Source organism: Sphingomonas sp. UYEF23, from assembly GCF_040546165.1.
GTDB lineage: Bacteria > Pseudomonadota > Alphaproteobacteria > Sphingomonadales > Sphingomonadaceae > Sphingomonas > Sphingomonas glacialis.
In genome coordinates, this window is sequence record NZ_JBEPNG010000005.1 from 173505 (window position 1) to 198045 (window position 24541).

The 24541-nt window shown below is 67.1% G+C and carries 21 protein-coding genes; 14 read left to right on the forward strand and 7 right to left on the reverse strand.

The genetic code is table 11. The features are described from left to right. Nucleotides 1-14: 14 nt before the first annotated feature. Nucleotides 15-1424 (forward strand): M20/M25/M40 family metallo-hydrolase, encoded by a 1410-nt coding sequence (locus tag ABIB28_RS11475; RefSeq protein ID WP_354288226.1) that lies wholly within the window; start codon nt 15-17, stop codon nt 1422-1424. 301 nt (nt 1425-1725) lie between these two features. Further along, complete coding sequence (locus tag ABIB28_RS11480; RefSeq protein WP_189677082.1) at nt 1726-2898, forward strand: zinc-dependent alcohol dehydrogenase; 1173 nt, start codon at nt 1726-1728, stop codon at nt 2896-2898. A 112-nt stretch (nt 2899-3010) separates the two neighbouring features. On the opposite strand, the gene ABIB28_RS11485 is transcribed toward ABIB28_RS11480, so the two are convergent. After that, complete coding sequence (locus tag ABIB28_RS11485; RefSeq protein ID WP_354288227.1) at nt 3011-4945, reverse strand: potassium transporter Kup; 1935 nt, start codon at nt 4943-4945, stop codon at nt 3011-3013. Nucleotides 4946-5082: 137 nt separating this feature from the next. Between ABIB28_RS11485 and pdeM the strand changes: the two genes are divergently transcribed. Continuing rightward, the gene (gene pdeM, locus ABIB28_RS11490) at nt 5083-5772 is read left to right on the forward strand and encodes a ligase-associated DNA damage response endonuclease PdeM (protein ID WP_354288228.1); all 690 of its coding nucleotides are present in this window, start codon (nt 5083-5085) and stop codon (nt 5770-5772) included. Between the two features lie 45 nt (nt 5773-5817). On the opposite strand, the gene msrA is transcribed toward pdeM, so the two are convergent. After that, nucleotides 5818-6474, reverse strand: a complete 657-nt coding sequence (gene msrA, locus ABIB28_RS11495; RefSeq protein WP_133191744.1) for a peptide-methionine (S)-S-oxide reductase MsrA — start codon at nt 6472-6474, stop codon at nt 5818-5820. 90 nt (nt 6475-6564) lie between these two features. Continuing rightward, nucleotides 6565-7194, reverse strand: coding sequence for a DedA family protein (locus ABIB28_RS11500; protein ID WP_354288229.1), 630 nt, complete (start codon nt 7192-7194; stop codon nt 6565-6567). Nucleotides 7195-7361: 167 nt separating this feature from the next. Here ABIB28_RS11500 and rpiA point away from each other — a divergent pair, with 167 nt between their 5' ends. From rpiA to ABIB28_RS11530, 6 genes are all read left to right on the forward strand, one after another. Beyond that, entirely contained in the window at nt 7362-8030 is a 669-nt protein-coding gene (gene rpiA, locus ABIB28_RS11505; protein ID WP_354288230.1) for a ribose-5-phosphate isomerase RpiA, read from the forward strand. A gap of 81 nt (nt 8031-8111) precedes the next feature. Further along, the gene (gene tkt, locus ABIB28_RS11510; protein WP_354288231.1) at nt 8112-10199 is read left to right on the forward strand and encodes a transketolase; all 2088 of its coding nucleotides are present in this window, start codon (nt 8112-8114) and stop codon (nt 10197-10199) included. Nucleotides 10200-10411: 212 nt separating this feature from the next. Continuing rightward, a complete protein-coding gene (gene tal, locus ABIB28_RS11515) occupies nt 10412-11521 on the forward strand; it encodes a transaldolase (protein WP_354288232.1) in 1110 nt (369 codons plus the stop codon). 148 nt (nt 11522-11669) lie between these two features. Continuing rightward, on the forward strand, nt 11670-12653 hold the full coding sequence (gene gnd, locus ABIB28_RS11520) for a phosphogluconate dehydrogenase (NAD(+)-dependent, decarboxylating) (protein ID WP_354288233.1): 984 nt from the start codon (nt 11670-11672) through the stop codon (nt 12651-12653). After that, the gene (locus tag ABIB28_RS11525) at nt 12650-13447 is read left to right on the forward strand and encodes a Cof-type HAD-IIB family hydrolase (RefSeq protein ID WP_189677092.1); all 798 of its coding nucleotides are present in this window, start codon (nt 12650-12652) and stop codon (nt 13445-13447) included. The genes gnd and ABIB28_RS11525 overlap by 4 nt, the downstream gene beginning before the upstream one ends. A gap of 47 nt (nt 13448-13494) precedes the next feature. Next, nucleotides 13495-14508: an acetamidase/formamidase family protein gene (locus ABIB28_RS11530; RefSeq protein WP_189677093.1), complete on the forward strand. Its 1014-nt coding sequence runs from the start codon at nt 13495-13497 to the stop codon at nt 14506-14508. Between the two features lie 120 nt (nt 14509-14628). On the opposite strand, the gene ABIB28_RS11535 is transcribed toward ABIB28_RS11530, so the two are convergent. Beyond that, nucleotides 14629-15192 (reverse strand): cytochrome b, encoded by a 564-nt coding sequence (locus ABIB28_RS11535; protein WP_354288234.1) that lies wholly within the window; start codon nt 15190-15192, stop codon nt 14629-14631. A gap of 103 nt (nt 15193-15295) precedes the next feature. Here ABIB28_RS11535 and ABIB28_RS11540 point away from each other — a divergent pair, with 103 nt between their 5' ends. Beyond that, nucleotides 15296-16726 carry a glycosyltransferase family 2 protein gene (locus tag ABIB28_RS11540; protein ID WP_354288235.1) on the forward strand — a complete coding sequence of 477 codons (1431 nt, stop codon included), beginning with the start codon at nt 15296-15298 and terminating at the stop codon, nt 16724-16726. A gap of 4 nt (nt 16727-16730) precedes the next feature. Here ABIB28_RS11540 and ABIB28_RS11545 read toward each other — a convergent pair whose 3' ends face one another. Continuing rightward, complete coding sequence (locus ABIB28_RS11545) at nt 16731-17408, reverse strand: response regulator (RefSeq protein WP_354288236.1); 678 nt, start codon at nt 17406-17408, stop codon at nt 16731-16733. A gap of 140 nt (nt 17409-17548) precedes the next feature. Here ABIB28_RS11545 and ABIB28_RS11550 point away from each other — a divergent pair, with 140 nt between their 5' ends. Both ABIB28_RS11550 and ABIB28_RS11555 read left to right on the forward strand, forming a co-directional pair. Further along, nucleotides 17549-18001, forward strand: coding sequence for a MaoC family dehydratase (locus ABIB28_RS11550; RefSeq protein ID WP_133191755.1), 453 nt, complete (start codon nt 17549-17551; stop codon nt 17999-18001). Beyond that, nucleotides 17998-18888, forward strand: a complete 891-nt coding sequence (locus ABIB28_RS11555; RefSeq protein ID WP_354288237.1) for an HpcH/HpaI aldolase/citrate lyase family protein — start codon at nt 17998-18000, stop codon at nt 18886-18888. The genes ABIB28_RS11550 and ABIB28_RS11555 overlap by 4 nt, the downstream gene beginning before the upstream one ends. Nucleotides 18889-19056: 168 nt before the next feature. Here ABIB28_RS11555 and ABIB28_RS11560 read toward each other — a convergent pair whose 3' ends face one another. Then, complete coding sequence (locus ABIB28_RS11560; RefSeq protein ID WP_133191757.1) at nt 19057-19824, reverse strand: FadR/GntR family transcriptional regulator; 768 nt, start codon at nt 19822-19824, stop codon at nt 19057-19059. A 269-nt stretch (nt 19825-20093) separates the two neighbouring features. Between ABIB28_RS11560 and ABIB28_RS11565 the strand changes: the two genes are divergently transcribed. Together ABIB28_RS11565 and ABIB28_RS11570 are read left to right on the forward strand one after the other, a co-directional pair. After that, nucleotides 20094-21362, forward strand: a complete 1269-nt coding sequence (locus tag ABIB28_RS11565; protein ID WP_322160754.1) for an MFS transporter — start codon at nt 20094-20096, stop codon at nt 21360-21362. Continuing rightward, nucleotides 21359-23740: a glycoside hydrolase family 31 protein gene (locus tag ABIB28_RS11570; protein WP_354288238.1), complete on the forward strand. Its 2382-nt coding sequence runs from the start codon at nt 21359-21361 to the stop codon at nt 23738-23740. The genes ABIB28_RS11565 and ABIB28_RS11570 overlap by 4 nt, the downstream gene beginning before the upstream one ends. Before the next feature lie 107 nt (nt 23741-23847). Here the strand turns inward: ABIB28_RS11570 and ABIB28_RS11575 are convergent, their stop codons facing one another. Then, on the reverse strand, nt 23848-24519 hold the full coding sequence (locus ABIB28_RS11575; protein ID WP_354288239.1) for an outer membrane protein: 672 nt from the start codon (nt 24517-24519) through the stop codon (nt 23848-23850). Nucleotides 24520-24541: the final 22 nt, after the last annotated feature.

The window sequence follows — 24541 nt, forward strand, 5'->3', positions numbered from 1 at the left end:
ACAGGGGGCTGTCCATGTTCGCACGCATCACCACGATTCTCGCCACCAGTCTGCTCGCCACCACCGCGCTCGCCGGTGTCGCCACCGCGCAGGACCGCCCCGACCAGAAGGCCTATCTCGGCCTCTACAAGGAGCTCGTCGAGACCAACACCACGCTGTCCTCGGGAAGCTGCACCACCGCCGCCGCGCAGATCGGCGCGCGATTGAAGGCGGCGGGCTTCGCCGACGCCGACCTGACCTATTTCAGTGTGCCCGATCATCCCAAGGAAGGCGGCCTCGTCGCGATCCTCAAGGGGAGCGACGCCAAGGCCAAGCCGATGCTGCTCCTCGCGCATCTCGACGTGGTCGAGGCCAAGCGCGAGGACTGGACGCGCGATCCGTTCAAGCTGATCGAGGAAGACGGCTACTATTACGCCCGCGGCAGCACCGACGACAAGGCGATGGCGGCGATCTGGGCCGACAGCCTGATCCGCTTCAAGGCCGAGAACTACCGCCCCAAACGGACGATCAAGCTCGCGCTGACCTGCGGCGAGGAGACCACTTTCGCCTTCAACGGCGCGCAGTGGCTCGCCAAGAACAAGCCCGACCTGATCGCCGCCGAATTCGGCCTCAATGAAGGCGGCGGCGGGCAGATGACCGAGGACGGCAAGCGCCTCGCGATGTTCATGCAGGTCGGCGAGAAAGCCTCGCAGAACTTCACGCTTACCGCCACCAACCCCGGCGGCCACAGCTCGCAGCCGGTGCCGACCAACGCGATCTACCAGCTCGCCGACGCGCTCGAGGCGATCCGGTCTTACGAATTCCCGATCAAATTCACCGACACGACGCGCGCCTTCTTCACGGGCGCCGCGCCAGCGCAACCGCCTGAGATGCGCGACGCGATGCTCAAGCTCGTCGCCAACCCCGCCGACACTGCCGCCGACAAGATCGTCAGCACCGACAAGACCTTCCACTCGACGCTGCGCACCACCTGCGTCGCGACCTTGCTCAGCGCGGGCCATGCCGAGAACGCGCTCCCGCAGCGCGCCACCGCCAACGTCAACTGCCGCATCTTCCCGGGAGAGACCGTCGAGGGGACGCTCGCCAAGCTCCAGGCGCTCGCCGGCACCGCGGTGAAGGTCAGCGCCAACGCGCCGATCCGCCCCGTCGCGGTGCCGCCGAGCCTCGACCCCAAGGTGATGGGCCCGGCGCAGGCGGTGGCGGCGAAGCACTTCCCCGGCCTGACGATCCTGCCGCTGATGTCGACCGGCGCGACCGACGGCATCTTCTTCGAGGGGATCGGCATCCCGGTCTACGGCGTGCCGGGCATCTTCATGACCGGCGACTTCAACCGCGCGCATGGGCTCAACGAGCGGATGAACGTGAAGTCGCTCTATGACGGGCGGGATTACCTGTTCGATCTGGTCAAGGCCTACGCCGGCTAGCGCCCGATCCGCCACACCCCCAAACCGTCACCCCGGCCTTGTGCCGGGGCCCACCCGCCCGCGCGTGCTGCGCCGGCAGGCCGCGCGTCCCGGTGGACCCCGGCACGAGGCCGGGGTGACGTAGGGGGCAGAGAATCCGCGCCTTACCCTAAGGTGCGCAGCACGGGCTTCGTCTCGGACTTGATCCGGCTCACCCCAAAAAACAACAGCTTACGCCCCCCATTTCGTCGCCTGAGGCGTTGGGCCGCTTGAACAGTCTTCCGCACCCCCGGCGGAAGCATCGAACACTCGGAGACGAAACATGCGCGCATTGGTATGGCACGGCAAAGGCGACGTTCGCGTCGACACAGTCAAGGACCCCGAAATCCAGCATCCGCGCGATGCGATCATCAAGGTCACGGCCTGCGCGATCTGCGGCTCGGACCTCCATCTGCTCGACGGCTATCAGCCGACGATGCAGGCCGGCGACATCCTCGGCCACGAGAATATGGGCGAAGTCGTCGCATTGGGCTCGGAAGTGACCAACCTCAAGATCGGCGACCGCGTCGTCGTCCCCTTCACGATCAGCTGCGGCGATTGCTTCTTCTGCCGCAAGGGCCTGTTCTCGGCGTGCGAGCGCACCAACCCCAATGCCGAGCTAGCGATCAAGGCGATGGGCCATTCGCCCGCCGGCCTGTTCGGCTTCAGCCACATGCTCGGCGGTTATTGCGGCGGCCAGGCCGAATACCTCCGCGTGCCGATGGCCGATATCGGCCCGATCAAGGTGCCCGACAGCGTCACCGACGAACAAGCCCTGTTCCTCTCCGACATCTTCCCGACCGGCTATATGGCCGCCGAGAATGCGCAGATCGAACCCGGCGACACGGTGGCGATCTGGGGCTGCGGCCCGGTCGGCCAGTTCGCGATCCGCTCAGCATTGATGCTGGGTGCGGGCCGCGTCATCGCGATCGACGAAGTGCCCGAGCGGCTGCTGATGGCGCAGGCCGGCGGCGCCGAGACGATCGATTTCAGCGAGACCGAGAACGTCTATGACGAGCTGCAATTCCGCACCAAGGGCCGCGGCCCCGACAGCTGCATCGACGCGGTCGGCGCAGAAGCTTCGGGCCATGGCAGCTTCGATGCGGTGCTCGACAAGACCAAGGCGACGATCGGCCTCGCCACCGATCGCATCCACGTGCTGCGCGAGGCGATCATGAGCTGCCGGATGGGCGGCACGGTGTCGATCCCCGGCGTCTATGTCGGGATGGGCGACAAGGTCCCGCTCGGCGCGTTGATGAACAAGGGGCTGACGATCAAGACCGGCCAGACCCACGTCCAGGCCTATACTGCGCCGCTGCTCGCGCGGATCGAGGCGGGCGACATCGACCCTAGCTTCGTCGTGACGCACCCGGCGAGCCTCGAGGATGCGCCCGAGATGTACAAGAAGTTCCGCGACAAGGAGGACGGCGTGATCAAGGTGGTGTTGCGGCCGTAAGGCGCGCCGCGACCCCTTGCGCTGCGAACCGCCCCCCGTCGGCCATGCCGGCGGGGGGCGTGTTGCGTCGGCCGGTCGCGCTGCGGTACGGCGGACCGAAGCGCGGCTCGGTTCAGACGGTAACCTGCTCCCCCAGCTCGAGCACCTTGCCTGGCGGGATCTTCAGGAAGTCGGTCGGGTCGCTCGCATTCCTCTGCAGGAACATGAAGATCCGGTCCTGCCACAGCGGCATGCCCTGGTCGGCGGCGGGCTTGATCGTGTTGCGGCCGATGAAATAGCTCGTCTTGGCGGGGTTGAGCGACTTCTTGTGGCTCACCGCCTCGAGCCCTAGGTCGCGCGGCACGTCGGGCGATTCCATGAAGCCATAGGTCAGCACGATGATCGTGAAATTGGCGTCGACCGGGCGGATCTCGGCGCGCTCGTCCTGCTCGACCGAGGGGCGGTCGGCGGTGCGGATGCTGCAGATCAGGTTCTTCTCGTGGAGCACCTTGTTGTGCTTGAGGTTGTGCAGCAGCGCGCCCGGTGCGCTGTCGGGGTTGGCGGTGAGGAACACCGCGGTCCCCTCGACGCGCTCGGGCGGGCGCTTGGCGAGCGCTGCCGCCAGGTCGGCGAGCGGGACGCTCTGGCGCAACTCGAATTCGCGGACGATCCCGCGCCCGCGGTTCCAGGTATAGATGACGAGGCCGATCACTGCGGCCACGACCAGCGGCACCCAGCCGCCCTCGATCACGCGCAGGATGTTCGCGCCGAAGAAGATCAGATCGAGCGTCAGGAACGGCAGGATTACCGCGAGCGCGAGCGGGCGCCCCCAGTTCCAGCGATGCCGCACGACGATATACGCGAGCAGCGTCGTCACCACCATCGTGCCCGTCACCGCGATGCCATACGCCGCAGCCATCGCCGAGGAGGTGCGGAACTGGATCACCAGCACCAGCACGCCGACCAGCAGCAGCCAGTTGATCGAGGGGAGGTAGATCTGCCCGGCCTGCGTCGCCGAGGTCTGGCGGATGCGCAGCCGCGGGAGGAGCCCGAGCTGGATCGCCTGTTGCGTCAGCGAATAGGCGCCGGTGATCACCGCCTGGCTGGCGATGACGGTGGCCATCATCGCAAGGCCGATCAGCCACGGACGGAGGCCCTCGGGGGCCATGAGGAAGAACCAGTCCTGGTTGACGAACGGCTTGCCCGCCGCGGCAGCGGCCTCGAGCGCGCTCAGCGCATAGGCGCCTTGCCCGAGATAGTTGAGGATCAGGCATGGGAAGACGAGCACGAACCAGCCGATGCGGATCGGCAGCACGCCGAAATGGCCCATGTCGGCGGTCAGCGCCTCGGCACCGGTGACGGTGAGGAACACCGCGCCGAGCACGAAGAGCCCGGTCACGCCGTGCGTCGCGAGGAAGATCGCGCCGTAATGCGGCGAGACGACGCGCAGGATCGAGGGCTCGTCGGTGATGTGCCACAGCCCGAGCGCGCCGATCGCGAGGAACCAGACGATGCAGACCGGCCCGAACAGCGCCGAGACGCTCGCCGTGCCGCGGCTCTGGATGAAGAACAAAGCGACGAGGATGACGATCGTCACGCCGAGAATCACCGAGTCGGAGAACACGTCGCCAAGCCCCGGGATCGTCTTGAGCCCCTCGACCGCCGAGAGCACCGACAGCGCCGGGGTGATGATCGCATCGCCATAGAAGAGCGACGCGCCCGCCGCGCCCAGCACGAGCGCGATCAGCGAGCGCTTGCCGAGCGCGCGCCGCGCCAGCGCGGTCAGCGCGAGCACGCCGCCCTCGCCCTGATTGTCGGCGCGCATCAGGAAGATGACGTATTTGACGGTGACGACGAGGATCAACGACCAGATCGCCAGGCTCAGCACGCCGAGGATCTCGCCGGGGTCGAGCCCGTCCTTGGCGGTCAGGTTGAGCGCCTCGCGAAAGGCGTAGAGCGGGCTGGTGCCGATATCGCCGAACACCACGCCGATCGCGCCGATCGTCAGCGCGACGAGCGCTGGGTGCGGGGTGGCTTTGGCGACAATGCTGTCAGTGGCAGAGGTCATAAGGGGGTAATGGCTCGCCGGAGAGGACGGCGCGCTTTACGCCCGTTACGCCTTTGCGCAAGCGGTTTAACCGAACGGGACCGTCGCTCGGCCGGACAGCGTTGCATGGTTGCATCGATTGCGACATAGGCGGGGTCATGGTTCCCTTTTCGTTCGCCCCGCTTGCCTTCGGGGGGCATTCCCTGCTCGCCTTGCGCAACGGTGCGCTGTTCTGGCCGGCGCGCCAGGCGCTGCTGGTGGCCGATCTCCACTTCGAGAAAGCGAGCTGGTTCGCCAAGCGCGGGCAGATGCTGCCGCCCTACGATTCGCTCGCGACGCTTGCCGATCTCAGCGCGGTCGTCGACGCGCTCAGCCCGCGCGAGATCTGGTGCCTGGGCGACAGTTTCCACGACCCCAAGGGCTGCGAGCGGTTGCCCGCCGCGGCGCAGGCGACGCTGCGCAGCCTGACCTCGGCGGCGCGCTGGACGTGGATCACGGGCAATCATGATGCGGGGCACGATGCCGGCTTGGTCGATCGCTGCGGCGGCGTGGTGGTCGACGAGGCGGTGGTCGACGGGCTGGTGCTCCGCCACGAAGCGAGCGCGCGCGAGACGCGGCCCGAGCTGTCGGGGCATTTCCATCCCAAACTCCGGCTGCGCGTGCGCGGCCGCAACGTCTCGCGGATCTGCTTCGTCGCGACACCGACCAAGCTGATCCTGCCCGCATTCGGCGCGTTGACCGGCGGGCTCGACGTCGATCACCCCGAGATCATCCGCGCGGTCGGGCCGGGGGCGGAAGCGCTGATCCCGGTCGAGGACAAGTTGCTGCGGTTCAAGGTCGCGGCGTAGCGGGACAAGAAAAGCCCCTCCCGTAAAGGGGAGGGGCTCAGAACATCAGCTCGCCAGTTGCGGGAACCCCGCGCGGAACGCCGCCACCTTCGGCTTGTCGAAGGTCACGATATACGGGTGGTTGGGGTTCCGGTCGAAGAAGTTCTGGTGATACGCCTCCGCCGGGAAGAACGAGCCGTTCTCGATCTTCGTCACGATCGGCTTGCCGAACACATGCGCCTGCCCGAGCTGTGCGATATACGCCGCAGCAACGCCGCGCTGCGCCGCGCTCTGCGGGAAGATCGCCGAGCGATAGCTATAGCCGCTGTCGGGCGTCTGGCGGTTGAGCTGCGTCGGATCGTGCGCGACCGAGAAATAGACGCGCAGCAGCGTCGCATAGCTGACCTTGGCGGGATCGTAGACGACGCGGATCGCCTCGGCATGCTGCGTCGTCTCGGTGGAGACCTGGTCATAGGTCGCGGTCTCGCGCGTGCCGCCGGCATAGCCCGCAGTGACGCTCTTCACGCCCTTCACATGCTCGAACACCGCTTCCATCCCCCAGAAGCAGCCGCCCGCGAACACCGCGGTCTGCGGGCCGCTCGCGGTGACGTCGGTCTTGGAGACGGGGATCGGCACCGCGCGCTCGGCTTTCGCCGTGCCGCCGCCGAGCGCGTAGAGCGCGATTCCGGCAAGGCCGGCAGTGATCAGGACGGGCTTGAACATCGAAACACCTCTGAGGCCAGGACATAACGCCATTCGCGTCATGCACGCGCCAAGTTACGCTTTGGCGGTCGACAAAGATGTCGTGTCGAATCAGGGCCGCTTCAAGCCACGCACGCGGTGCCAGATATAGAAAGCGACCGCGGCGACGAGCACGACCGCGATCACCGCATCGGCGCTGTGGAATGCCGCCTTCATCGCCGGGCTCTTGTTCCACTGATCGCCGAGCTTCATCCCGACCCAGGCAAGCCCGAAGCACCACGGCCACGAGCCGAGAAAGGTGTAGACGTGAAACGGCACCAGCGGCATCCGCGCGACGCCTGCCGGGAAGGCGATGAACGAGCGGATCACCGGCAGCAGCCGCCCGATCAGCACCGCCATATTGCCGAAGCGCGCGAAGAAGCGATCGGCGGCATCGAGCTCGCCCGGGCCGACCAGCACGTAGCGGCCCCACCGCTCGGCGAGCGGCCGCCCGCCGCGCTTGCCGATCTCATAGGCGACGATCGACCCGAGATTGCACCCGATCGCGCCCGCGGTAGCTGCGAGGAACAGGTCGAAGCGCCCGGTCGAGACGAGATAGCCCGCGAACGGCATGATGATTTCGGACGGCAGCGGAATGCACGCCGACTCGATCGCCATCAGGAGTGCGATGCCGAGATAGCCGCCGCTCGAAATGACGCCGATGGTGAAAGTGGCGAGGATGCCGAGGATTCGTTCGATCATGGGTGGAGGCTTTGCCGCGCGCGTTGGGCTGGGGCTAGGAGAAAGTTTCTTCTCCCCTCCCTGAAAGGGAGGAGAGGCCCAAGCGGTGGGGTTTCGCGTTTCATCGAGGGCAAAAGGCGAGAACGGCCTTCGACAAGCTCGCGACGAAGCGGCTAAGGGGTGCCGCCATGAACGAGTCCGACAAACGCCTCGCCGCGCTCGCCGCGATTGCCGAAGTCCGCGCCGGGATGATCGTCGGGCTCGGCACCGGCTCGACCGCCGCGTTCGCGATCGCGGCGCTCGGCGACCAGGTTCGCGCCGGCCTTGAGATCAAGGCCGTCGCCACCAGCCTCGCCACCGAAACCAGCGCCCGCGAGGCCGGCATCCAGCTCATCGAGATGCCCGCCCGGATCGACCTCACGATCGATGGCGCCGACGAGATCGACGATGCCCTCAACGCCATCAAGGGCGCCGGCGGTGCGATGCTGCGCGAGAAGGTCGTCGCTGCCGCGAGCGACCGGATGATCGTGATCGCCGACGGATCGAAGCGCGTCGCCAAGATCGGCGTGGCGAAAATCCCGGTCGAGATCCTACCCTTCGCCCAGGCGTTCGTCGCCGGCCGCCTTGCCGCGCTTGGCAGCACGCCAATGCTGCGGGCGGGTTTCACCAGCGACCAGGGCAATCCGATCCTCGATTGCCGCTTCCCCGCCGACATCGATCATACTGCGCTCGCCGCGGCGATCGACGCGATTCCGGGGGCACTCGGTCACGGTCTGTTCCTCGCCGAGGTCGACGCCGCCTATATCGCGACCGACGGAGTCGTTACGCGGCTAGAACGCGGCCGCGCGAGCGACTAAAGCGCGATCCTTATCTTCAACCCCGGGCAACCCGACCGACGCGCGAGCGTTCAGCGACCACACTAAAAGGCGACCCCCTGCATGGCCGACACCCAGACCCAAGCGAACCCCGCAACCGCGCTCCACGAGGATGGCAGCCCCGAGCGACTCCAGATCGACACGATCCGCACGCTGTCGATGGATGCGGTGTCGACCGCAAAGTCGGGGCATATCGGCACGCCGATGGCGCTCGCGCCGGTCGGCCACACGCTGTGGACCAAGTTCCTGCGCACCGACCCGTCGACCCCCGACTGGCCCAACCGCGACCGCTTCGTGCTGTCGGTCGGCCATGCGTCGATGCTGCTTTACGCGCTGCTGCACCTCGCCGGCGTCGAGGAGATCGATCGCGATGGCAAGAAGTCCGGCGCTCCCGCGGTCAGCCTCGACGACATCAAGGCGTTCCGCCAGCTCGGCTCGAAGACGCCGGGCCATCCCGAATATCGCCACACCACTGGCGTCGAGACGACGACGGGTCCGCTCGGTGCCGGCTGCGGCAATTCGGTCGGCATGGCGATCGCCGAGCGCTGGCTCGCCGCGCGCTACAATCGCGACGGCTTCAAGCTGTTCGACCATGACGTCTACGTCTTCTCGGGCGACGGCGACATGATGGAGGGCGTCGCGAGCGAAGCCGCCAGCCTCGCCGGGCATCTCAAGCTGTCGAACCTGTGCTGGGTCTACGATTCGAACCACGTCTCGATCGAGGGCGGCACCGACCTCGCGTTCGACGAGGACGTCGGCAAGCGTTTCGAGGCCTATGGCTGGCACGTCCTCCACGTCGACGACGCCAACGATTGCGCAGCGATGGCGGCGGCGCTCGACAGCTTCAAGGCCTGCGACGACAAGCCGACCTTCATCGTGGTGAAGAGCATCATTGGCTATGGTAGCTCGATCCAGGGCACCGCCAAGGCGCACGGCGAGGGCATGACGCTCGACGACATCGCCAACACCAAGAAGGCCTATGGCTGGGATCCCGAGGCGAAGTTCCTGGTGCCGGACGGCGTCAAGGAAGGCTTCCACAAGGCGGTCGCGGATCGCGGCACGCCGCTGCGCGAAGCCTGGGATGAAATGCGCGCGCGCTATGCCGATGCGTACCCCGAGCTGTCGAAGGAACTCGATGCGCTGCTCACGAGCCAACTGCCGGAGGGCTGGGATGCCGACATCCCGACCTTCGAGGCGGATGCCAAGGGCATGGCGTCGCGCGATGCCGGCGGCAAGGTTATGAACGCGATCGCCGCCAAGGTGCCGTGGTTGATGGGCGGCTCGGCCGATCTCGCGCCTTCGACCAAGACGCTGATCGACAATGGCGGTTCGTTCCAGGCGGCCAGCTATGACGCGCGCAACCTCCATTTCGGCGTGCGCGAACATGGTATGGGCGCGGTCGTCAACGGCATGGCGCTGTCCTATCTGCGGTCCTATTCGGCGACGTTCCTGGTCTTCTCGGATTACATGCGGCCGCCGATCCGGCTCGGCGCGCTTATGGAACTGGGCGCGACCTATGTCTTCACGCACGATTCGATCGGCGTCGGGGAAGACGGCCCGACGCACCAGCCGATCGAGCAGGTGATTTCGCTCCGCGCGATCCCCGGCCTCGACACGATCCGCCCGGCCGACGCCAACGAGACCGCATGGGCGTGGAAGGCGGCGATGCAGTCGGCCAACCACCCGACCGCGCTGATCCTGTCGCGCCAGGCGCTGCCGACGATCGACCGGTCGAAATATGCCAGTGCCGAGGGGCTGATGAAGGGCGGCTACGTGTTGGCCGACAGTGAGAACCCGCAGGTCATCCTGATCGCGACCGGCTCGGAAGTGTCGCTCGCGCTCGACGCGCATGACAAGCTCGTCGCACAAGGTGTGGCGTCGCGCGTCGTGTCGCTGCCGAGCTGGCATCGCTACGAGAGCCAGGACGAAGCCTATAAGGAGTCGGTCCTGCCAAAGGCGGTCACCGCGCGGCTCGCGATCGAGATGGGCAGCGAGATCGGCTGGGACCGCTATGTCGGCACGCATGGCAAGACGATCACCATGTCGACCTTCGGCGCTTCGGCCCCGATCGCCAAGCTGCAGGACAAGTTCGGCTTCACCGTCGACCATGCCGTCAAGCTCGCGACCGAGATGGTCAACGCGGCGAAGTAGGGAAACCAGGGACTACCCTCCCGTCACCCTCGCGAAAGCGAGGGTCCCGCTTCTTCTTCCCAGTTCGGGGCAAGGCAGCGGGATCCCCGCCTTCGCGGGGATGACGGGGAGGGGACCCAACACTATTCGCCCCCACGGGGTTGTTCGCGTAACCGCCGTGCCCAAATGCAGGGCTACAAGGGCGCAAGACACAGATTTTCGGAGAAGCACTGATGGGCCGTTTGAACGATCTCGCAAATCTGGGTCAGGCCGTGTGGCTCGACTTCGTCGACCGCAAGTTCCTCGCCGAGGGCGGCCTGCAGAAGATGGTCGACGAGGATTCGCTGACCGGCGTCACGTCGAACCCGTCGATCTTCGAAAAGGCGATGGGGCACGGCGACGCGTACGACGCAGAGCTCGCCGCCTTCGACAAGACCCATCCCGATGCGCCGACGATGGAGCGCTACGAGCATCTCGCGATCCTCGACATCCAGGCCGCCGCCGACACGCTGCGCCCGGTCTACGACCGGCTCGAGGCCAAGGACGGCTATGTCAGCCTCGAAGTCTCGCCCTATCTCGCCAACGACACCGATGGTACGATCGCCGAGGCGCAGAAACTTTGGAAGGCGGTCAACCGCCCGAACCTGATGATCAAGATCCCCGGCACCCCCGCCGGCGTCCCCGCGATCGCCGCGACGATCGATGCCGGGATCAACGTCAACGTCACGTTGCTCTTCTCGCAGAACGCCTATCAGGCGGTTGCCGAAGCCTATGTCGAGGGCCTCGAGAAGCGCGCCGCGCGCGGTGAGCCGATCGACAAGATCGCCAGCGTCGCAAGCTTCTTCATCAGCCGGATCGATTCGAAGATCGACGACAAGATCGATGCCGGCGTCGGTGGCGACGACGCCAAGGCGCTCAAGGGCAAGGTCGCGATCGCCAACGCCAAGCTCGCTTATGCCTGGTATGAAGAGTTCATCGCGTCGGCCCGCTGGCAGGCGCTCGCCGCCAAGGGCGCGCAGGTCCAGCGGCTGCTTTGGGCGTCGACCGGCACCAAGAACCCTGACTATCCCGACACGCTGTATCTCGACACGCTGATCGGCAAGGACACCGTCAACACCGTGCCGCCCAAGACGCTCGACGCGTATCGCGAGCGCGGCACCGCGGCGGCGACGCTCGGCCAGGATGTCGCCGGTGCGCGCCACGTCATCTCGGAGGCCGAGCGGCTCGGCCTCGACCTCGACGGCGTTACCGACACGCTGGTCGAGGAGGGCGTCGCGTCCTTCTCCAAGGCGTTCGACGACCTGCTCGGCGCGATCGCGGCAAAGCACCCCGCGCACGCCTGACCTTACCATTTTCTTCCCCGGCGGAGGCCGGGGCCCAGTCGAGACACGGTCCTGGCGGCAGACAGCCTTTCACGATCACTGTCTGCGCGACTGGGCCCCGGCCTCCGCCGGGGAAGCTGTACCGCTTTTTGATCGAAGGATTGTCCACATGAAGATCGGGATCATCGGCTTGGGCCGCATGGGCGGCAACATCGCGCGCCGGCTGATGCGCGCAGGGCACGAGACGGTCGTGTTCGACCGCAACGCCCCCGCAGTCGAGGGCCTCGTCGCCGATGGCGCGATCGGCGCGACCTCGCTCGAGGACATGCGCGACAAGCTCGACAAACCCGGCATCTACTGGGTGATGCTCCCGGCGGGCGAGCCGACCGAACAGACGATCGCGACGATCGGCGGCTTCGACACCAAGGGCGACATCATCATCGATGGCGGCAACAGCTTCTACAAGGACGACATCCGCCGCGCCAAGGCGCTGACCGAGCAGGGCACGCACTACGTCGATGTCGGCACGTCGGGCGGCGTGTGGGGGCTCGAGCGCGGCTATTGCATGATGGTGGGCGGATCGAAGGAAGCGGTCGACACGATCGACCCGATCCTCGCAGCGCTCGCCCCCGGCATCGGCACGATCCCGCGCACGCCGGGCCGGATCGAGGAGAATGAGGATCCGCGCGCCGAGCAGGGCTATATCCATGCCGGGCCGGCCGGTGCCGGGCACTTCGTCAAGATGGTGCACAACGGCATCGAATACGGCCTTATGCAGGCCTATGCCGAGGGCTTCGACATCCTCAAGGGCAAGGCGTCGGACAAGCTGCCCGAGGACGAGCGCTTCGATCTCAACCTCACCGACATCGCCGAAGTATGGCGCCGCGGCTCGGTGATCTCGTCGTGGCTGCTCGATCTCACCGCGATCGGCCTCGCCAAGGACCAGAACCTCGAACAATTCACAGGAAGCGTCGCCGATTCGGGCGAGGGCCAGTGGACGATCGACGCCGCGATGGAGGAGAAAGTCCCGGCCAACGTGCTGACCGCCGCGCTGTTTGCGCGCTATCGCAGCCGCGTCGATCATACCTTCGGCGACAAGTTGCTCTCGGCGATGCGCTTCGGCTTCGGCGGGCATGTCGAGATGCCGCAATGAGCGTCAAGCTCGTCGTCTCCGACGTCGATGGCACGCTGGTCGACAAGCAGAAGCAGGTTACACCCGGCGTCAAGGCCGCGGTCGCACGGCTGCGCGAGGCGGGCGTCGGGTTCACGATCGTCAGCGCGCGGCCGCGTTCGGGGATGATGCCGATCGCCGAGCTGCTCGGCATCGACGCGCCGATGGGGGCGTTCAACGGCGGCACGGTGTTCACCCGCGACGGCACGGTGACGAGCCAGCACTATGTCCCGCGCGCGGTGGTCGAGGGCGTGTTCGACGTCGTTAAAGGCGCAGCGGTCGACATATGGGTGTTCGCCGACGATCAATGGTATGCCAGCACCGATCAGGGCGGGCATGTCGGCAGCGAGAAGCTGGCGTCGAACCAGGCGCCGGTCGTGCGGCAGGACTTCACCGATCTGTTCGACCGCGTCGACAAGCTGACCTTCGTCAGCGACGATGCCGAGCTGCTCAAGGCGCTCGCCGGACAGGCCAAGGGTTACGGCGACCGCGCGACGATCGCGCAGTCGCAGGTCTATTATCTCGACGTGACAGCACTTGCCGGCAACAAGGGCGACGGCGTCGCTGCGTTGTCGGAGACGCTCGGCGTTCCGCTCGACGCGATCGCGGTGCTGGGGGATCAGGCGAACGACCTGCCGATGTTCGCCCGCGCCGCCGTGTCCTACGCAATGGGGCAGGGGCCCGAGGCGGTCCGCGCCAAGGCGACGCATGTCGTGGCGAGCAACGACCAAGACGGCGTCGCCGAGGCGATCGACGCGATCCTCGCTGGACGCTGAGCGTCGCGTGCGCCACCTTTGCCCGAACGGGTAAACAGGGGTGGCATATGCGATACTGGATGGGATTGATCGGGCTGGCCGTCGCGAGCCCGCTGGCGGCCAAGACGCATGATCTGCCCGCCACGCCGCAGACCGTCGCTTGGGGGCATTACGACGCGACCTCCAAGCCCGTCTTGACGATCGAGTCGGGCGACACCGTCGTCGTCCATACGCTGCTGACCAACAGCCCGGCAGGGCTCGAGAAAGCGGGCGTCGCGCCCGCCGATGTCGAGCCCGCGTTGCGCGCGGTCTATGCCGGCGTCCCAGCGAGCGAGCGCGGGCCGGGCGGGCACGTGCTCACCGGCCCGATCGCGATCACCGGCGCCGAGCCCGGTGACACGCTCGAGATCCGCATCCTCAAGATCGATCTCGCGATCCCCTATGCCTACAACGCCTTTCGCTATGGCGCGGGGTTTCTGACCGACGATTTCCCCTATGCGCGGATGAAGATCGTCCCGCTCGACAAGAAGGCGATGCTCGGACGGTTCGCGCCGGGCGTCGATGTCCCGCTCCGGCCGTTCTTCGGCAGTATGGGGGTGGCACCGCCGCCTTCCTTCGGCCGTTATGATTCGGCTCCGCCGACGATCAATGGCGGCAATATGGACGACAAGGCGCTCGTCGCGGGGACGACGCTGTTCCTGCCGGTCCATGCCAGCGGTGCGCTGTTCCAGGTCGGCGACGGCCATGCCGCACAGGGCAATGGCGAAGTCGACATCACCGCGCTCGAAACCTCGCTGACGGGGACGCTGCAGTTCATCTTGCACAAGGGCGAGAAGGCCCCCTATCCGCGCGCGGAGACCCCGACGCACTATATCGCGATGGGGTTCGACGACGATCTCAGCAACGCGACGCGCAAAGCGCTGCGCAACATGATCGACTTTCTCGTGGCCGCGAAGGGGATGACGCGCGATGACGCGTACATGCTGATCAGCGTCGCGGGGGATGTAGAGGTGACCGAACTGGTCGATCGCAACAAGGGCGTGCATGTGATGCTGCCCAAGGCCGTGTTCACCAAGCGGTAGCGCCCACTCTCCGACGTCACCCCGGCCTCGTGCCGGGGTCCACCGTGACGCACGCACTAGGCGTCAGAACACGCATCCCGGTAGACCCCGGAACAGGTCCGGGGTGACGGTTGCGCGGGTCTACCGCCGACCGAACCACATCCGCTGCAGCTCCTGCGACCGATCGAGCCACTGATGCTTGATCGCCCCCGCCAGATGCAGCGCGACCAGCGCGTAGACGGCATAAGCGATGATCTCGTGCGCCTCGCCAAACCCGTCATGCACCGCCTTCTTCGTCGCCGGATCGAGCGCCATGATGAAGCCGAGGCGCGGCCATTCGAACAGGCCGTAGAGGAACATCGGATGGCTCGCCGCATCCTTATAGGCCGAATCCATGATCCACCCCGTCAGCGGCATCGCGAACAGGATCAGGTAGAGCCCCCAATGCACGATATGCGACGCGGCGACTTCCCAGCGCGCATAGCCCTGCGGCAGCGGCGGCGGGCGGTGGCCGAGGCGCCACAGAATCCGCAGCAGCGCGAGCCCGAGGATCGTGATGCCGATCGACTTGTGCAGGTCGATCGCCGGGCGCACCTGCACGTCGGCAAGATTCGGCCATGTCCAGGCGAGCAGGACATTGGCGACGATCAGCACCGCGATGATCCAGTGGAGCACGATCGCGACATGGGTGTAGCGCTGTAACATCGACCGGCTCCTCGCGATTTGGTAGGGCGGAGCCTAGCGGCCCGGTCGTGGCCGCGCTAGGCGCGTCATCGCTTGTTCATCCACTATCGGTAACGCCCCCGCAATGACCTCGCTCGCCGAAACGCTCGTTGCCGAATCCCCGCGGCTCACCCCGCGCCGCGTGCCGCTCGCAAGCCGCCTGATCGGCGCGATCGGGCCGCTGCTGTTCCTCGGTTTGTTCGTTCAAGCGTTCATGCGGCAGAGCCTGGCGGTCTGGTCGATCGGGATCGCCTATATCCTCTACGACACGGCCTTGCTCGCGTTCACCGCGTGGAACATCCGCGATCTGCGTCAGACACCGCACCCCACGCCTGTCACCTCGCCCAGCTTCGGCGTCATCGTTGCGGCGCATAACGAGGCGAGCGTCATCGCCGCGGCGATCGATCGGCTCGCGGGGCAAGCGTCGCCGCCCGATCTGATCCTGATCGCCGATGACGGATCGAGCGATGCGACCGCCGAAGTGCTCGAGCGGCGCTACGGGCTCGCCGTCCCGCCGCTGGGCACGATGACGCCGCCCTCGGCGATCCTGCCGTCGCTGCGCTGGCTGCGGCTGCGCCATACCGGCAAGGCGCGCGCGCTCAATGCGGCGATGGTGCAAGTCGATACCGAAGTCGTGCTGACGGTCGACGCCGACACGCTGCTCGAACCCGGCGCGATCGCCGCGATGCGCGCGGCGTTTGCCGCCGAGCCGACGCTCGTCGCGGCGACCGGCGTGCTCGCGCCGATCTGCGGGCGCGATCTGCAGGGCCGCTTCTTCGAGTGGTTCCAGACCTACGAATACGTCCGCAACTTCCTGTCGCGCCACGCCTGGGAGCGGCTCGACAGCCTGTTGCTAATTTCGGGCGCGTTCGCCGCGTTCCGGCGCGAGGCGGTGGTCGCGGTCGGCGGGTTCGACCCCGATTGCATGGTTGAGGATTACGAGCTGATCCACCGGCTCTATCGCCATGCTGCCGATCATGGTCGCGACTGGAAGATCCGCGTGGTCGGCGGCGCGCTCGCGCGGACCGATGCGCCGGCGAGCCCGATGGCATTCCTGCGCCAGCGGCGGCGCTGGTTCGGCGGCTTTCTCCAGACGCAGCGTTGGAACCGCGACATGGTCGGCGCGCGGCGCTTCGGCTGGCTCGGCACCGCGATGCTGCCGGTCAAGGCGCTCGATACGGTGCAGCCGATCTACGGGCTCGCTGCGTTCGCGATCCTCGTCGGGCTGGTGGTCAGCGGACGCTTCACGCTCGCCTTGCCGATCCTGCTCGTGATGCTCGCCAAGATCGCGATCGACCTGACCTTCCACCTCTGGTCGCTCGGCATGTACAAGCGCTGGACCGGGCAGCGCGAGGGGCTCGCGCTGTTCCCCGCGCTGATCGCCGCGCTCCTCGAGCCGTTCAGCTTCCAGCTGCTGCGCCATGCCGGTGCGGTGTGGGGCTGGCACGCGTTCCTGACGGGGCGCGAGAGTTGGGGCCGGCAACAGCGCACCGCGATCGTCGCGCCGGCGGAGTGAGCGCCTAGGCGACGAGCCGATAGCCGATTCCGGGCTCGTTGAGCAGCAGCGCGGGTGCGCCCGGATCGAGCTCGAGCTTCAACCTCAGCGCGCGCACGGCGACACGCAGATATTCGACATCGTCGAGATGCCCGTCGCCCCACACCACGCGCAGCAGATGCGCGTGCGTCAGGAGCTTGCCGGCATGCCGCGCGAGCTCGGCGAGCAGGGCAAATTCCTTGCGCGTCAGCTTCACCGCGGCGCCGTCGCGCGACACCTGGTGTGCCGCGAGGTCGATCTCGACTGGTCCGACCTTCAGTAGGTTCCCGCCCGCCGGCACGGCATTGTGCCGCCGCAGCACGCCGCGCACCCGGGCAAGCAATTCCTCGGTGTCGAACGGCTTCACGACATAATCGTCGGCGCCGAGATCGAGCGCGGCCACCTTCTCCGCGGTCGCATCGCGCGCGGTAAGGACGATCACCGCGCGGTCCATCGCCTTGAGCAGCGGCACGAGTTCGATCCCGTCGCGGTCGGGCAGGCCGAGATCGAGCAGCACCAGCGCGCACCCGGGGCGATGCGCCAGCGTCAGCGCGTCGGCGGCGGTGGCGGCTTCGTCGGCGGTCAGCCCGGCGCGCTCGATCGCGCCGCGCACCAGGCGGCGGATCGCGGATTCATCGTCGACGATCAAGATCTGTGCGGTCATTTGCTTCCCGTACGCGCGATCGGCGCATTCGGCCATGCCACGACGAACGCCCGGTACCCGCAGAGCTGCGGCCGCGTCGAGGCGATGGCGTTTTGCGCAATTCCTGCCTAATCCATCGCGAGGCAAAGGAGCGGAGAGCGATGGCAGGATTGTGGTTCGAGGAGTTGCAGGTCGGGCAGACCTTTGCCCATGCGATCCGGCGGACGGTGACCGAGACTGACAATCTGCTCTTCTCGACGCTGACGCATAACCCCGCGCAGCTCCATCTCGATGCCGAGTACATGAAGGACAGCGACTATGGTCGCATCATCGTCAATTCGACCTTCACCTTGGGGCTGATGGTCGGCGTGTCGGTCGGCGACACCACGCTTGGCACCGCGGTCGCCAATCTCGGCTGGGACGAGGTACGCTTTCCCGCGCCGGTGTTCATCGGCGACACGCTGCGGATCGAGACCGAGGTCGCCGAGCTGCGCGAGTCAAAGTCCCGCCCCAATGCCGGGATCGTGACCTTCATCCACCGCGCCTACAATCAGCGCGACGAGCTGGTCGCCTCGTGCAAGCGTTCGGGGCTGCAGCGGCGGCGGCCGGCATGACGCCGCTGCGCTCCTGGCTGTTCATCCCCGGCGACAGCGAGAAGAAGCTCGGCAAGGTCGATGCTTGTGGCGCCGATGCGGTGATCCTCGATCTCGAGGATTCGGTTGCGGCGGCGAACAAGCCGGCGGGCCGGGCGCTGGTCGCCGCGTTCGTCGGCGAGCGCCCGCGCGGCACCCGCGCGAGCCAGTTGTGGGTGCGGATCAATCCGTTCGACAGCGGCCTCGCGCTCGACGATCTGGTCGCGGTGGTCGGCGCCGCGCCCGATGGCATCATGCTGCCGAAATGCGACGGGCCCGACGACATCCGCCGGCTGTCGCACTATCTCGACGCGCTCGAGGCGCAGGCCGGCGTCGCGCCGGGATCGATCAGGATCGTGCCGGTGGCGACCGAAACCGCCGCAGCCCCGTTCACGCTTGGCGCGTATGCGGGGGCGGGGCTCGATCGCTTGCTCGGGCTGACTTGGGGCGCGGAGGATCTCTCCGCCGCGCTTGGCGCGAGCAGCAATCTTGATCCCGCCGGCGGCTGGGCGCTGACCTATCGCTTGGTGCGCTCGCTCACGCTGCTCGGCGCGAAGGCGGCGGGGGTGCAGGCGATCGATACGCTCTATGTCGATTTCCGCGACGAGGCGGGATTGCGCGAGAGTTCGCGCGCAGCGCGGGCGGAGGGCTTTACCGGCCGCCTCGCGATCCATCCCGCGCAAGTCGCCGCGATCAACGCGAGCTTCATGCCGTCGCCCGAGGAGATCGCACACGCGCAGCGGATCGTCGCGGCGTTTGCAGCGGCGCCGGGCGTGGGGACCGTTGGGCTCGATGGGCGGATGGTGGATCTGCCGCACTTGAAGCAGGCCGAGGGTCTGCTCGCATTGGCTGCGGCCTATACGCGGTAGGGTTGGACGATCGGACCTCCGTCACCCCGGCCTTGTGCCGGGGCCCACCGTGCCGCAAATGCTGCCAGCGCAGTGCAGCGCATCCCGGTAGACCCCGGCACGAGGCCGGGGTGACGGCTACGACAGGCCGAGCGCGGGTCCGTCAACGGTATCGCCCCGGTGCGCAGCTCAGCCCGAACTCGCCACCGCCACCTTGTCGCGGAAGCGCCGCCGCTTGGCATCGACGTCCGCGCGGGCGCGCTCGATCGCTTCGACTTCGGTCGCTTCGAGCAAGGCGTCGATCACGCGCCCGAGATGGTCCCACATCGCATTGTGCGCACGGCTCGCGTCGCCCGAGGCCAGAGCCTCGACGATCCGCAGATGCTCGGACTGGCGCGGCGCGACCCCGGCGGTGCGGACCTTCTCGGTCAGCAGCCGGTATTGCGGCGAGCGGCTGCGCGTGTCCCACAGCATCGCGACGGTGATCTCGAGCGCGCTGTTGCCGGTGGAACGCGCGATCTCGAGGTGGAATTCGCGATCGGCGACCTCGGCGGTGACGAGATCGACATTCTCCATCTCGCGCACCAGCGACCGCAGCCGCGCAAGGCGCTCGGCGTCGATCTGCCCGGCCGCAAGCCCCGCGACTTGCGATTCGATCAGCCGCCGCGCTTCGAGCAGCTCGAAGCCGCCGACATCGGTTTCACTGAGCACCCCACCCGCCGGATGCAGCGCGGCGACATACACCCCCGAATTGGTTCGCACCTCGACCATGCCGTCGACCTCGAGCGCGATGATCGCCTCACGTACCGTGGGGCGCGACACCTTGTACTGCAGCGCAAGGTCGCGCTCGGACGGCAGTCGATCACCGATCGCATAGCGCCCGCTGGCGAGCGCGGCGCGGACGTCGGATGCGACCTGTTCGTAAAGCCTTGTGACGCGGCGCGGCTGGTCATTCATCATGCGATCGTGACCGAGCTTTGCGAAGAGCGCAACATCTGCAACATCTTGGATACCGAATTCTTCCCTGGCCAATCTGGCCTTACCAGCATGGACAGCGCGGACCGATCTGTCTAGCTTCCTCGACATAATGTCGGGGAGGGACGCATCGTGAAGATCCTGGACGCGCGCGTCATCGCCACCGCGTGGGGGCGAGATTCCGATGCCGACACAACACGTCCGGCGAAAGATCAGCACGCTTTGCACGGCTTGGCGTGGACACTGAGCGCATGAAGATCCGGCATCTGCGCTGGTGGATCGTCGGTTTGATCTGCGTCGGCACGATCGCCAACTATCTCGCCCGCAATTCGCTCGGCGTGCTCGCGCCGCAGCTGAAGGCGAGCTTCGCGATGTCGACGCAGCAATACAGCTATGTCGTCGGCGCGTTCCAGCTTGCCTACACCGTGATGCAGCCCGTCGCCGGCTATATCGTCGATCATTTCGGGCTGCGCGCGGGCTTCGCCTTTTTCGGTGTCGCCTGGTCGGCCGCGAACATGCTGAGCGCGCTGGCGGGCGGCTGGTTGAGCCTTGCCTTCTTCCGCGCCTTGCTCGGCATGAGCGAAGCGGCGGCGATCCCGTCGGGGATGAAGGCGATCGCCGAATGGTTTCCAGCGCGGGAGCGTTCGGTCGCGACGGGCTGGTTCAACGCCGGCACGTCGCTCGGCGCGCTGATCGCGCCGCCGATCGTCGTCGCGGTGACGCTGTGGGGCGACTGGCGGCTGGCCTTCGTCGTGACCGGCGCGGTCGGGCTGGTGTGGGCGGGTGCGTGGTACGCTTTCTATCGCTCGCCGAACGACCATCCGTCGATCACGCCCGAGGAACGCGCCATGATCGCGCAGGACCGCCCGCTCGTCCCGGCGCGCCGCGCGAGCGCGAAGGAGATCCTGGGGAGCGCGAAATTCTGGGTGATCGCGGTGCCGCGCTTCCTCGCCGAGCCCGCGTGGCAGACCTTCAGCTTCTGGATCCCGCTCTACCTCGCGACCGAGCGCGGGATGGACTTGAAGCAGATCGCCTTGTTCGCGTGGCTGCCGTTTCTCGCGGCGGATCTCGGCGGCGTGCTCGGCGGGTATCTGTCGCCGTTCTTCATCAAGCGCTTCGGGATGCGGCTGATCCCGTCACGCGTGCTCGGCATCAGCCTTGCCGCGGTGTTGATGATCGCGCCGGGCTGTATCGGCCTCGCCGCGAGCCCGTACACTGCGATTGCGCTGTTCTGCATCGGCGGCTTTGCGCACCAGATGATCTCGGTGCTGATCAACACGCTGTCGGCCGATGTCTTCACGCCCGAGGAAGTCGGCACCGCCAACGGGTTTGTCGGGCAGGCCGGCTGGATCGGCGGGCTGCTCTTCTCGCTGCTGATCGGTCAGCTGGCGGATACGGTCGGCTATGCGCCGTTGTTCGGCGCGCTCGCCGTGTTCGACCTGATCGGTGCAGCGGTGCTGATCGTCTTCGTCAGCCGCCTGACGTTACCCGAAGTGCCTGAGTCGAGGGAGTTGGCATGAGACACGCCACGATCGCCAATCCGCCGCTGTTCGCGCTGACCGAGCGCACGCGCGGACGGATCACGCTGACCGCCGATACTGGCGCGGTGGCGCATCTGTTCGTGCTCGAGGACGATATCGTCCGCCTCCTGCTGCTCGCGAACGGCACGGTGACGAGCCCGCCGAGCTGGGCGATCGCTGCGGGGGCCGAGGATATCGCGGAGCCCGGGCGCGACCGGATGGACGTCGCGGGCTTCGCTTGCCCCGAGGCTTTGGTCGAGGAGACCGACGGCACGCTCGTCGTCGCGACCGCGCGGATCCGCGTGACGATCGCGCTCCACGGCTTGCACTGCCGTTGGGAACAGCATGACGGCGCGGCCTGGCAGCCGATCGCCGCCGACCGCCCGACCCAGGCGTATGATTTCGGCTGGTGGGACGGCCGCGCGCACCACTTTCTCGAGCGCCGCGCGGGCGATCGCCATTATGCGCTCGGCGAACGCGCGGGCGCGATGGACCGCACCGGCCGCCGCTTTCGCCTCACCAGTCTCGATCCGATGGGCTATGACGCCGAGCTGAGCGACCCGCTCTACAAGGCGATTCCCTACGTGCTCGTCGCCGATGCTGCCGGCCGCTGCCACGGCGAATTCCACGACACGCTCGCGCGCGTGACCTACGATTTTGGTCGCGAACTCGATAACTATCACGGGCCTTACCGCCACGTCGTCGCCGATCACGGCGATGTCGATCTGTGGATGATCGCCGGTCCCGACCCGCTCGCGGTGACCAAACGGTTTACCTGGCTGACGGGGCGCCCGGCGCTGATGCCGGCCTGGTCGCTCGGCTATTCGGGCTCGACGATGACCTACACCGATGCGCCCGATGCCGCGGTGCAGATGCAGAGCTTCACCGCCAAGCTTGCCGAGCATGACATCGGCTGCACGTCGTTTCATCTGTCGTCGGGCTACACGTCGATCGGCGACAAGCGCTACGTCTTCCACTGGAACCGCGACAAGTTTCCCGATCCCGCCGCCTTCGTCAAAAGCTATGCCGATGCGGGCGTGCGGCTCGTCCCCAACATCAAGCCGGCGATGCTGCTCGATCATCCGCTGATCGACGAGGTCCGGGCGGGCGGGCTGCTCGTCGCGGACGCGGATGGCGTGGAAACTCAGGCGCAATTCTGGGATGCGCCCGGCGTCTATCTCGACTTCACCAACCCGGCGACCGCGGCGTGGTGGAAGGCGCAGGTGACAACAGCACTGCTCGACACCGGCATCGAAGCGACATGGAACGACAATAACGAATATGAAGTGTGGGACGCGCGCGCGCGGATCCACGGCTTCGGCACCCCGCGTGCGGCGGCCGAAGCGCTGCCGCTGCAGGCGTTGCTGATGATGCGCGCATCGCGTGCCGCGCAGATCGCGCATGCGCCGGGCAGGCGGCCCTATGTCGTGACGCGGTCGGGGATGACCGGCCTGCAGCGCTACGCACAGACTTGGTCGGGCGACAATCGCACCGACTGGAAGACGCTGCGCTACAATCTCAAGATGGGTCTCGGGCTCGCGCTGTCGGGGATCTCGAACAGTGGCCACGATGTCGGCGGCTTTGCCGGACCGCCGCCCGATGCCGAACTGCTGGTGCGCTGGGTGCAAGCCGGCGTGTTGATGCCGCGTTTCAGCATCCACAGCTGGAACGACGACCGCAGCGTCAACGAACCGTGGATGCATGCCGAGGCGCTCCCCGCGATCCAGCGTTTGATGGCGCTCCGCCAGACGCTGCTGCCGTTCTTCGGCGATCTCCTGCTGCGCTACAGCCATGATTTCGAGCCGATCGTCCGGCCGGTATGGCTCGATCATCCCGGCGATGCGGCGGCCTGGATCGACGGCGACGACCATATGCTCGGGCGCGACGTGCTCGCGGCGATCGTCGTCGAGCACGGTGCCGCGACGCGCACCGTGCGGCTTCCGGGGCGCGACGACTGGTACGACGTGTGGAGCGGGACGCGCCATGCCGGCGGCACCGTGATCGAGGTCGCCGCGCCGCTGGCGGGCAATCCGCCGCTGTTCGCGCGCGCCGGTTCGGCGATGTTCGTCGATCTTGCGCAGGGCGGCTTCGCGCCCGCGCCACGCGATCGCGGGTTGTGGCTGTTCCCGCCAGCGGGGGAGGGCGATTTTACCGTCAGCGCCTTCGAGGATGACGAAACACGCCAAGAACCGCGTGTTTGGCGCATTACCGGGCAGTGTACCGCCGACGCGATCACGCTCACCATCGCTGCCGCCAATGCGTATCCGCTGACGGTCGTGCTTCCACACGGCGAGGAGCGGGGCGTGGCTATTCCCGGTGCGCGCATCGAGGAGCGGCACGACGTCACTGGCCGGCGCGCGCTCCGCATCACCGGCTGATTCCGCTCGCGTCGCTGAGCAAACGAAAACGGGCGCTCTCTTGCGAGAGCGCCCGTCGACGTGATCCGATCCGGGCGACGGCGTGATCGCCGCTGCCCGATTCGACCTTATTTGAAGCGGAGGCCGACGCCGCCCATCATGCGCTGACGCGACGTGTGGTCCGAATACTGCGAATAGACGTACTGCGCCGAGACGTAGAGGCCCGAGAGCGGACCCGAGAAGCGGCTGCCCATGCCGTATTCGACGCCACCACCAAGCTGATAGCCGTCGGTCGAGTAACGATCGTAGAAGCTGCGACCGGCGACGGGCGAGGTGAAGCGCTTGCGCTGCTGGTTGTTCACATAGCCGCCCTTACCGAAGATGAGGAACTGCGGGGTCGCCTGGATGCCAGCGCGGACGCCAACGCCCAGTTCCTCGAACGACTTGGTGCACAGTGCGCCGCCGGCGGCACCGGTGCAGTTCTCGCTCCAGTTGTTCGAACGCCAGTAGGTCGCTTCCGGACCGACGACGAAACGCTCGCCGAGCTGGCCGTCAAAGCCGACCGACGCGCCGTAGCCGAACTTGTCGCGGTGCACGCCCTGCGACTGGAAGCGATCGCCACCGAAATTGCCTTCGACGCGAAAGCCGCGGAAGCTGCCCGAGGTGCTCTTGGCTGCTGCCTCGGCGGGGGTTGCTGCCGTGGTGTCCTGGGTTGCCATCGGTGCGGCGGCGTCCTGCGCGAGCGCGGGAACGGCCGAAAGGAGGGTCGCTGCGAGCGACGCGGTGAGAAGTTTGTACATGGGTGAGCCTCTGAAATGCTGA

Excerpts from the sequence above, each read along its gene's own strand:
- ABIB28_RS11545 (WP_354288236.1), bottom strand. The coding sequence starts at position 17,408 with ATGACCGCACAGATCTTGATCGTCGACGATGAATCCGCGATCCGCCGC.
- ABIB28_RS11565 (WP_322160754.1), top strand. The coding sequence starts at position 20,094 with ATGAAGATCCGGCATCTGCGCTGGTGGATCGTCGGTTTGATCTGCGTC.
- pdeM (WP_354288228.1), top strand. The coding sequence starts at position 5,083 with ATGGTTCCCTTTTCGTTCGCCCCGCTTGCCTTCGGGGGGCATTCCCTG.
- ABIB28_RS11550 (WP_133191755.1), top strand. The coding sequence starts at position 17,549 with ATGGCAGGATTGTGGTTCGAGGAGTTGCAGGTCGGGCAGACCTTTGCC.
- ABIB28_RS11525 (WP_189677092.1), top strand. The coding sequence starts at position 12,650 with ATGAGCGTCAAGCTCGTCGTCTCCGACGTCGATGGCACGCTGGTCGAC.
- ABIB28_RS11555 (WP_354288237.1), top strand. The coding sequence starts at position 17,998 with ATGACGCCGCTGCGCTCCTGGCTGTTCATCCCCGGCGACAGCGAGAAG.
- ABIB28_RS11575 (WP_354288239.1), bottom strand. The coding sequence starts at position 24,519 with ATGTACAAACTTCTCACCGCGTCGCTCGCAGCGACCCTCCTTTCGGCC.
- ABIB28_RS11535 (WP_354288234.1), bottom strand. The coding sequence starts at position 15,192 with ATGTTACAGCGCTACACCCATGTCGCGATCGTGCTCCACTGGATCATC.
- tal (WP_354288232.1), top strand. The coding sequence starts at position 10,412 with ATGGGCCGTTTGAACGATCTCGCAAATCTGGGTCAGGCCGTGTGGCTC.
- ABIB28_RS11485 (WP_354288227.1), bottom strand. The coding sequence starts at position 4,945 with ATGACCTCTGCCACTGACAGCATTGTCGCCAAAGCCACCCCGCACCCA.
- gnd (WP_354288233.1), top strand. The coding sequence starts at position 11,670 with ATGAAGATCGGGATCATCGGCTTGGGCCGCATGGGCGGCAACATCGCG.
- ABIB28_RS11560 (WP_133191757.1), bottom strand. The coding sequence starts at position 19,824 with ATGAATGACCAGCCGCGCCGCGTCACAAGGCTTTACGAACAGGTCGCA.
- rpiA (WP_354288230.1), top strand. The coding sequence starts at position 7,362 with ATGAACGAGTCCGACAAACGCCTCGCCGCGCTCGCCGCGATTGCCGAA.
- ABIB28_RS11500 (WP_354288229.1), bottom strand. The coding sequence starts at position 7,194 with ATGATCGAACGAATCCTCGGCATCCTCGCCACTTTCACCATCGGCGTC.
- msrA (WP_133191744.1), bottom strand. The coding sequence starts at position 6,474 with ATGTTCAAGCCCGTCCTGATCACTGCCGGCCTTGCCGGAATCGCGCTC.
- ABIB28_RS11540 (WP_354288235.1), top strand. The coding sequence starts at position 15,296 with ATGACCTCGCTCGCCGAAACGCTCGTTGCCGAATCCCCGCGGCTCACC.
- ABIB28_RS11475 (WP_354288226.1), top strand. The coding sequence starts at position 15 with ATGTTCGCACGCATCACCACGATTCTCGCCACCAGTCTGCTCGCCACC.
- ABIB28_RS11570 (WP_354288238.1), top strand. The coding sequence starts at position 21,359 with ATGAGACACGCCACGATCGCCAATCCGCCGCTGTTCGCGCTGACCGAG.
- tkt (WP_354288231.1), top strand. The coding sequence starts at position 8,112 with ATGGCCGACACCCAGACCCAAGCGAACCCCGCAACCGCGCTCCACGAG.
- ABIB28_RS11480 (WP_189677082.1), top strand. The coding sequence starts at position 1,726 with ATGCGCGCATTGGTATGGCACGGCAAAGGCGACGTTCGCGTCGACACA.
- ABIB28_RS11530 (WP_189677093.1), top strand. The coding sequence starts at position 13,495 with ATGCGATACTGGATGGGATTGATCGGGCTGGCCGTCGCGAGCCCGCTG.